The following is a 7116-nucleotide window of genomic DNA, read 5'->3' as shown; positions in this document are numbered from 1 at the left end:
GGAGTGGGCCCCAGGTCCTGACGGACTTGGGGCCCACTGTCATTGCGCGGCGGAGGACGGCCGACGGCGCCTCTTCAGCGGCTCAGGAGTTCGTCGTCCCGCTGGGGTTCAGCCCACCCAGCGATCGTTCCACCTGCCGTTGTAGTAGACCTGCCATCCCTCGTTCACCATCTCGGAACCCCGGGCGCAGAAGTCCGTCCGGCTGGTTCCGTGCGTGACGGAGGGGCCGTAGTTGATGCCGGATCCGCCCAGAGCCGCACACTTCGCCATCGCCCTGGTCGGCCGGTTGCAACGATTCGTCGTCACGTCGATCCGGTAGGCCTCCTGGCTTCCCGAATAGACCTTCTTGCCGTACACGTCCTCGGCGCACGGCGGATCGGCCGAAGCCGTGCCGGCACTGAACGGAACGATCACCGCAGCGGTGAGAACAGCAGGTGCCAGGACACCGAGCAGCTTGCTGCGCATACTTCCCCCTTCTCAGGCACGCTCCCAGGGAGGTCAGCCCCGGTGCAGTGAGCGCGCAACATCGCGAACGCGTATTCGAATCCGCGCAGCGACACTACCGAGTACGCCGGTAGGGATCAAGGGATTCAAGTCCGCGGAAGGCCGACGAACTGCCCGCCCTGGCCCCCGGGTTGAGGGATCCGTCGGCACGCCGCCCCCGTGCGCCGCGACCGGCACGCGGGGGCGTCCGACCGCCGGTGCGGCCCGCCCCGGCGCCCCGCCAGGGGCCCGTACGAGGTTCCGACGACAGGCGGTCGAACCTACTTCAGCGCGAGCAGCAGGGTGTCCGACGGCGAGCGCCACACCGGACGGGCCTCGGCGAAACCCTTCTCGCGCAGTACGCGCGCATGCCAGGCGACGGAGGGCATCTCGCCGTCGGCGTGGGCGCCGTAGATCTCGAAGCGACGGGCGGTGGGTACGGCCAGGGCTGGATCCTTCGCGGCCGACTGCCACCACTCCGCCCAGTCCAGGGCCCCGCCCCGCATGGCCCGGTCCATGCGGGCGTGCCGCTGAGCACTCTCGGCCGCGTTGATGCGGGGGGTGGCGTCGTCGATCATGTGGTCGGCGTTCATGAAGACGCCGCCGTAGCGGACGAGTTCCGCCACCTGACCGTAGAGGGCCTCGAGGGCTCCGGTGCGCAGCCAGTGGAGGGCCGTGGCGGTGAGAACCGCGTCGTACGCGCCGTGCGGCAGGCGGGCGGGCCAGGCGGGGTCCTTGAGGTCGGCCTCGACGAAGGAGACGCGGTCGTCGCCCTCGAACGTGCCGCGGGCGATGGTGAGCAGCGCGGGATCGAGGTCGACACCGGTGCTGGTGGCCCCCGGGAAGCGGGCGAGCAGCCGGGCGGTGATGCTGCCCGTGCCGCACGCGAGGTCGAGTACGCGGGGTTCGGTGCCGACGAAGGCCTCCATCATGTCGAGCATGATCCGGAAACGTTCCTCGCGGTCGGGCATGTACCACTCCTGCTGGCGGTCCCAGCTCTCCTGCCAGGCGTGCCAGTCGGTCGCCGTCGTGTCCGTGTCCGCCATCGCTGCCCTCCACCACGTAATACCCTGGAAGCACGTCCATCTGTTACCCGACCACCCCACGACCATAGAGCGCCTCCGTAAGGACTACAAGTGGAACTGGCCTATTACTCGGACTACGCCGTACGTCTCGTGAACAGCGAGGAGCCGGCCCGGGGGAAGGACTCGCTCACCTCGGTGGAGGCCGTCCGCGACCTCTTCGGGGTCAACCAGTCGGCGGCCCGCCGCGCCACCGACGCGGACGTGACCCGGTTCCGCTCGGTCAGGGCCCGCCTCCGCGCGGTCTTCGAGGCGGCGGACTCCGGCGACGAGACACTCGCGGTGGACCTGCTGAACTCGCTGCTCCTGGAGTTCCCGGTGAGCCCGCAGATCTCCGGGCACGACTACCGGGACGACGACGGCCGCCCGCTGTGGCACATGCACCTCGCGGATCACCCGTCGAACGCCACAGCGGGCTACGCGGCGATCGCCACGATGGGGCTCGCCTTCCACCTCACCGCCTACGGCGTGGACCGCCTGGGCCTGTGCGAGGCGGCCCCCTGCCGCAACGCCTACCTCGACACCTCGACGAACCGCTCCCGGCGGTACTGCTCGGACCGCTGTGCCACGCGCGCGAACGTGGCCGCCTACCGCGCGCGCAAGCGCCTGGAGGCCGACCGGTCCGAGAGTACGAGCCTGGCCGCGGAGAGCGCCCAGCGCGCGAGTGCGAAGGGCGAGCGCTGACCCGCCTTGAGCGGCCGGTACCGCAGCCGCACCCTCCCGAGGACGAGGTCCTCGGGAACGGCGCCGTAGTCGGTGCTGTCCCCACCCGCGTACGGATTGTCCCCGAGCACCCACCAGCCACTTTCACGGAGCTGCACGGCGCGCTTGACGACCAGCAGGTCCTGCTGGAAGGGGTGCCGCAGGACGATCACGTCACCCGGCCGGACGCGTGCCCCGTACTGGACGAGCAGCCGGTCCCCGTGCCGCAGCGTGGGCACCATGGACGGTCCCGTCACCTCGGCCGCGCCGAACGGCAGCAAGGTCCTCGTACGCTCGATCTCCTGTGACAGCTCCGGCATCGCCGGCACCTCCCCGGTCCGATCCTCCACCAGTCCCAGTCTCACCCTGGACTTTCGAGGTAAGCCCACGGGGGCACTCGCGAAAACCCGTCCCCTACGGAGTAATGTCCCACCTGAGAAGACGATCACGAGGAAGGACAGCTTCATGCTCTCCCGCCTGTTTGCCCCCAAGGTCAAGGTCAGCGCCCACTGCGACCTGCCCTGCGGCGTATACGACCCGGCCCAGGCTCGCATCGAGGCGGAGTCGGTGAAGGCCGTGCAGGAAAAGATGGCCGCCAACGACGACCCGCACTTCCAGGCTCGCGCCACCGTCATCAAGGAGCAGCGCGCCGAGCTCGCCAAGCACCACGTCTCGGTGCTGTGGAGCGACTACTTCAAGGCCCCGCACTTCGAGAAGTACCCGGAGCTGCACCAGCTGGTCAACGACGCCCTGAAGGCCCTCTCGGCCGCCAAGGCGTCGAAGGACCCGGCGACCGGCCAGAAGGCGCTGGACTACATCGCCCAGATCGACAAGATCTTCTGGGAGACCAAGAAGGCCTGATCACCGGTCCTTCTGCCCGCGTAGACCGGCGAGCGGTGCACCCTCGCGGGTCAGCGGCTGTTCGCAGGGCCCGGCCGAATCATCGGCCGGGCCCTGCTCGTTCCCGCCGGGCCTCGCCTCAGCCGGCGACCTCGGCGGGCGCGTCCCCGTCCCGTGTGACGCCCGCGAGCGGCACGGCGGCGGTGTCGACAGCCTCGGTGTCCAGGGTGAGCCGGCCGGAACCGCCCGGGCCCTGCGCGGGCCCACTCCGCGGGCGCGGCTCCGGCGTGACGTCTCGGACCCGTCCCGGGCCCCGATCCCCCGACGGCCGCACCCCGCGCCACCCTCCGCCGCGCTCAGTCCTGCGCCGCCTCCCCACGGCCCCAGACCTCCACGTCCACCACGGCGGACACCGGTATCGGCCCGTACACGTGCGGGAACTCCTCGCCGCCGAGCTGCGCGGCCTCGTACCGCACGGGGACCGTCAGACGCTGCGGATCGATGACGAGGAGGACCAGTTCGCCGGACCCGGCGTGCTCCCCGTACACCCGGCGTGCCACGAGCGGGACCTGGTGGCGCAGTGAGCAGTGGATGAAACCCTCCTCCTGAAGGGTGCGGCCGCGGGTCGACATCTCGTAGCTGCCGGTCAGGCGCGCCGCCTCCCACAACGAGCGCTCGGTGAGATGCAGAAGTGGTTCGTGCATACCGCCGCCCCTGGGCGAGGCCGTGTACGGGACATTGGTCCCCGGCGCCACGTACTCCGGACACTCCGGGTTCCGGCAGGGGCCCGGGCGCCAGACGGGGACGAAGGCGCCCAGCGTCTTGTGCCGCCGTACCACCGTGGCGACGCGCTGCCCGCACAACGGACACACCTTGTCCTCGCTGCCCATGCACTCAGGGTAGGGCGGGCACCGGACGTGCGCTCCCCACGTGCCGGTTCAGCGCGGATCGCGCCACATCGGCCACATCCGGAGGCCGTCAGGAAGGTCGAGGGTGGGTCCGTTGAAGGCGAACCCCAGGCGTTCGTACAGCCTGGTGCTGCGAGCGCTGCTCGCCTCCAGATAGGCGGGCAGCCCCTCGCGGTCGCAGCGGTCGAGGACCCGCTGGACGAGCGCGGTGCCCAGGCCTTCGCCCTGGCGACCGGGCGCCACGCCGATCATCCAGAGGTACTCGTGGGCCCGGTCCGCAGGGTGCGACTCGGCCATCAGCCGCGCGATCCGTTCGACCCGTTCGTTCTCCGGGTCGACCGCCTCGCGCAACCGCACGGCGTCGTCCTCGCCCTCCTCCCCGGAGTGGTCGCCGGCGGGCACGGACAGCCACAGCGCGCACGCCGTGCCGTCCTCGGTCACATCGATGCGTCCCTCGGCGAGCACGATGTCGGTGAACGCGGCCATCAGCCTGTGGTGCGTCGTACGCCGGTGCTTCTCGTCCGGAAAGACCCAGCTGCTGACCGGATCGTCCCGGAACGCCTCGTCCAGCAGCCGGACGACCAGCCCCCTGTCGTCCCGGCCCGCCGGCCGGATCGCCACGCCCATCTGCCTGCCCCTTGTCCCAACCAGCTGTGAGCTTACGAGAGTTGAGACTATCGATCGCCATCGGGCCGCCGAGCGGAAGGGGTACGCCGAAGACGAAGCGGGCCTCCGTGACACAAGCTGGGCGCGGCTTCGTAGTCGACGAAGGTGTGCGGGATGTCCGGTTCGCCGCTGTGGCCCGCGGCGAGGCCGATCTCCCTCTCGCCGTATTTGTTGGTGCGTTGCGCGGGGACCGAACGCTGCTGCCGGAGGTGTTCGCGCAGCGACCCGGTGCGCTCGGCGATCTGCTCGACGTCCCGGCGGGGCAGGGTCAGCACCGTGCAGGCGGTGACCGCGCGAGCCGTGTACTCCCAGATGGCGTCCGGGTCGAGCAGGGCCTGTTCGCCGAAGTAGGCACCGTCGGCGAGCACCCCGAGCACCGCGTCGTCCCCGTAGGGTCCTGTACCGAGCTTCTCGACCCTGCCGTGCGCGAGGAGGAACACCTCGTCGGCCTGGCTGCCGAACTCGGCGAGCACGTCTCCTGGCGCGAACCTCCGCTGCTGGCACCGTCGGGCGAGTTCGCCGAGCACCTCGAGGTCCTCGTACGCGCGCAGGGCGGGCAGCTCGCCCAGCTCGGCGGGGACGACCGTGACCTGGTCGCCCGTCTTCACGAACGTCACGCGGCCGTCGCCCACCGAGTAGGTCAGGCGGCGGTTCACACGGTACGTACCACCCTGTACGTCCACCCACGGCAGCATGCGCAGCAGCCACCGTGAGCTGATCTCCTGCATCTGGGGTGCCGACTTGGTGGTGGTGGCCAGGTTCCGTGGGCCGCGGTGCCGAGACTCTGCTGCGGCCTGTTCTCCTCCGCATGGACCTCTTCGCCTACCGACATAGAGATTGCCCCTCCCGATCATGCCGTGATCTGCGGGAACAAGCCTTCAGCACGGAGCGTGCCCGTGCCATTACCCAAAAGAGCGGGAATGGATCAACGTGGCCCCGGGCACACGGGGCGCCGTGCGGCGGCCGGTCCCGGCGGGGACGACACGGGCGGGAACCTCCTGGTCCGCCGGTCCGATCGTCGGCACATCAGTTCCTGACCGGATCGGCTCGCACGCCGTGCGAACGGCTGGTGCGGGTGCCGCGGGCGCCGGTACGAGCAGCCCTATGAGGCGGACGCGACCGGTGGCCGTCACACAGCGTGAAGGAAGCGGCGGTGGCCCAACCCATGGCTGCGGGCACTCTCCTGGACCGGCTCGGGGCGGAGGGCGTCACCGGCGTCGAGGTCGGCGCCCGGGAGCACCACAACCGCAACCACAGGGGCTCCCCAGGGCCCGGTCCACGGGGTCGTGATCCACCACAGGGCGACCTCGGGCGGCGAGCGGACGGTGTCGCACTGCCGCGACGGGAGGGCGGGGCGGCCGGGACCGCTGTGCCGCGGTGTGCTCACCAAGGACGGTGTGGTGCACCTGGTGGGCCACAGTCGCGCCGACCACGCCGGCCTCGGCGACGACGACGTGACACCGGCCGGCACAGGCCACGCGGCACGGCCTGCGCCCGGTGTCCGACAATGACGGGGTGACCAGCCCCGATGTACCGCACCCCGAAGCGCTCCGGGCGGCGGCGCTGCGACCGAGCCTGCCGTCTCCGTTGCAGGAGGTCGAGGACGAGCGCTTCGCGCAGCATGGTGTCCGGCTGCTGCTCAAGCGGGACGATCTGATCCACCCGGACCTGGTGGGCAACAAGTGGCGCAAGCTCGCGCCGAACCTCCGTGCCGCGGCCGGCCGCACGCTGCTCACCTTCGGCGGCGCCTACTCCAACCATCTGCGGGCGACGGCCGCCGCGGGCCGGCTGCTGGGGACGGACACGATCGGGGTGGTCCGCGGCCAGGAGCTGGCCGACCGCCCGCTCAACCCCTCCCTCGCCCGATGCGCCGCCGACGGCATGCGGCTGCATTTCGTCGACAGGTCGACGTACCGCCGCACGTCGGAGCCGGAGACCCTGGCCGGCATCCTGCGGGCGACGGGCGCGCAGGACGCCTATGTGGTGCCGGAGGGCGGCAGCAATTCACTCGCCGTCCACGGCTGCCGGGCCCTCGGCGAGGAACTGCGCGGCCGGGCGGACGTGATCGCGGTCGCCTGCGGCACCGGGGGCACACTGGCCGGGCTGGCCGCCGGCCTCGCTCCCGGCCAGCGGGCGCTGGGGATACCGGTGCTCAAGGGCGACTTCCTGACCGCCGACACAGCGGCCCTGCAGAGGAGGGCCTTCGGCGCCCGCCGCGGTGACTGGTCCCTCGACACCCGTTTCCATTTCGGCGGTTATGCCCGCACACCGGCCGAACTCGAGGCCTTCGCCGACGACTTCGGGGCCCGTCACGGCTTGCCCGTGGAACGTCTCTATGTCGCCAAGCTGCTGTATGGACTTGTCGCCTTGGCCGAGCAGGGCGCCTTCACACGCGGGACCACGCTGGCCGCGGTGATCACAGGGACGCCCTTCGC

The 7116-nt window shown here is 71.0% G+C and carries 8 protein-coding genes and 2 pseudogenes; 4 read left to right on the top strand and 6 right to left on the bottom strand.

Annotated features, from left to right (window positions below; genetic code table 11):
- Positions 1–108 precede the first annotated feature (108 nt).
- Together VXC91_RS40630 and VXC91_RS40625 are read right to left on the bottom strand one after the other, a co-directional pair.
- Complete coding sequence (locus tag VXC91_RS40630; RefSeq protein WP_329512388.1) at positions 109–465, bottom strand: hypothetical protein; 357 nt, start codon at positions 463–465, stop codon at positions 109–111.
- A 299-nt stretch (positions 466–764) separates the two neighbouring features.
- On the bottom strand, positions 765–1529 hold the full coding sequence (locus tag VXC91_RS40625; protein ID WP_329512387.1) for a class I SAM-dependent methyltransferase: 765 nt from the start codon (positions 1527–1529) through the stop codon (positions 765–767).
- A gap of 90 nt (positions 1530–1619) precedes the next feature.
- On the opposite strand from VXC91_RS40625, the gene VXC91_RS40620 reads away from it, so the two are divergent.
- The gene (locus VXC91_RS40620; RefSeq protein ID WP_329512386.1) at positions 1620–2249 is read left to right on the top strand and encodes a CGNR zinc finger domain-containing protein; all 630 of its coding nucleotides are present in this window, start codon (positions 1620–1622) and stop codon (positions 2247–2249) included.
- Here VXC91_RS40620 and sodX read toward each other — a convergent pair.
- Positions 2153–2587, bottom strand: a complete 435-nt coding sequence (gene sodX / locus VXC91_RS40615) for a nickel-type superoxide dismutase maturation protease (protein WP_329512385.1) — start codon at positions 2585–2587, stop codon at positions 2153–2155. The genes VXC91_RS40620 and sodX overlap by 97 nt on opposite strands.
- A gap of 145 nt (positions 2588–2732) precedes the next feature.
- Here sodX and sodN point away from each other — a divergent pair, with 145 nt between their 5' ends.
- Entirely contained in the window at positions 2733–3128 is a 396-nt protein-coding gene (gene sodN, locus VXC91_RS40610; RefSeq protein WP_329512384.1) for a superoxide dismutase, Ni, read from the top strand.
- 335 nt (positions 3129–3463) lie between these two features.
- Here the strand turns inward: sodN and VXC91_RS40605 are convergent, their stop codons facing one another.
- From VXC91_RS40605 to VXC91_RS40595, 3 genes and pseudogenes are all read right to left on the bottom strand, one after another.
- A complete protein-coding gene (locus VXC91_RS40605; protein ID WP_329512389.1) occupies positions 3464–3811 on the bottom strand; it encodes a DUF952 domain-containing protein in 348 nt (115 codons plus the stop codon).
- A gap of 234 nt (positions 3812–4045) precedes the next feature.
- Positions 4046–4642: a GNAT family N-acetyltransferase gene (locus tag VXC91_RS40600; RefSeq protein WP_329512383.1), complete on the bottom strand. Its 597-nt coding sequence runs from the start codon at positions 4640–4642 to the stop codon at positions 4046–4048.
- 119 nt (positions 4643–4761) lie between these two features.
- Positions 4762–5513: pseudogene (locus tag VXC91_RS40595) on the bottom strand (cyclic nucleotide-binding domain-containing protein); the annotation flags it as partial.
- 321 nt (positions 5514–5834) lie between these two features.
- Between VXC91_RS40595 and VXC91_RS40590 the strand changes: the two are divergent.
- Both VXC91_RS40590 and VXC91_RS40585 read left to right on the top strand, forming a co-directional pair.
- A pseudogene (locus VXC91_RS40590) lies at positions 5835–6171 on the top strand (N-acetylmuramoyl-L-alanine amidase); the annotation flags it as partial.
- Between the two features lie 25 nt (positions 6172–6196).
- Positions 6197–7116: 1-aminocyclopropane-1-carboxylate deaminase/D-cysteine desulfhydrase (locus VXC91_RS40585; RefSeq protein WP_329512382.1), on the top strand; the 920-nt coding region annotated here is incomplete at its 3' end.

It is taken from the genome of Streptomyces chiangmaiensis, from assembly GCF_036281785.1.
Classification (GTDB): domain Bacteria; phylum Actinomycetota; class Actinomycetes; order Streptomycetales; family Streptomycetaceae; genus Streptomyces; species Streptomyces chiangmaiensis.
This window is presented reverse-complemented; position numbering and strand designations above follow the sequence as displayed.

What these genes read in the sequence shown, in the direction of transcription:
- sodN (WP_329512384.1), top strand. Translation starts at nt 2,733, where the DNA reads ATGCTCTCCCGCCTGTTTGCCCCCAAGGTCAAGGTCAGCGCCCACTGC.
- sodX (WP_329512385.1), bottom strand. Translation starts at nt 2,587, where the DNA reads ATGCCGGAGCTGTCACAGGAGATCGAGCGTACGAGGACCTTGCTGCCG.
- VXC91_RS40605 (WP_329512389.1), bottom strand. Translation starts at nt 3,811, where the DNA reads ATGCACGAACCACTTCTGCATCTCACCGAGCGCTCGTTGTGGGAGGCG.
- VXC91_RS40630 (WP_329512388.1), bottom strand. Translation starts at nt 465, where the DNA reads ATGCGCAGCAAGCTGCTCGGTGTCCTGGCACCTGCTGTTCTCACCGCT.
- VXC91_RS40625 (WP_329512387.1), bottom strand. Translation starts at nt 1,529, where the DNA reads ATGGCGGACACGGACACGACGGCGACCGACTGGCACGCCTGGCAGGAG.
- VXC91_RS40600 (WP_329512383.1), bottom strand. Translation starts at nt 4,642, where the DNA reads ATGGGCGTGGCGATCCGGCCGGCGGGCCGGGACGACAGGGGGCTGGTC.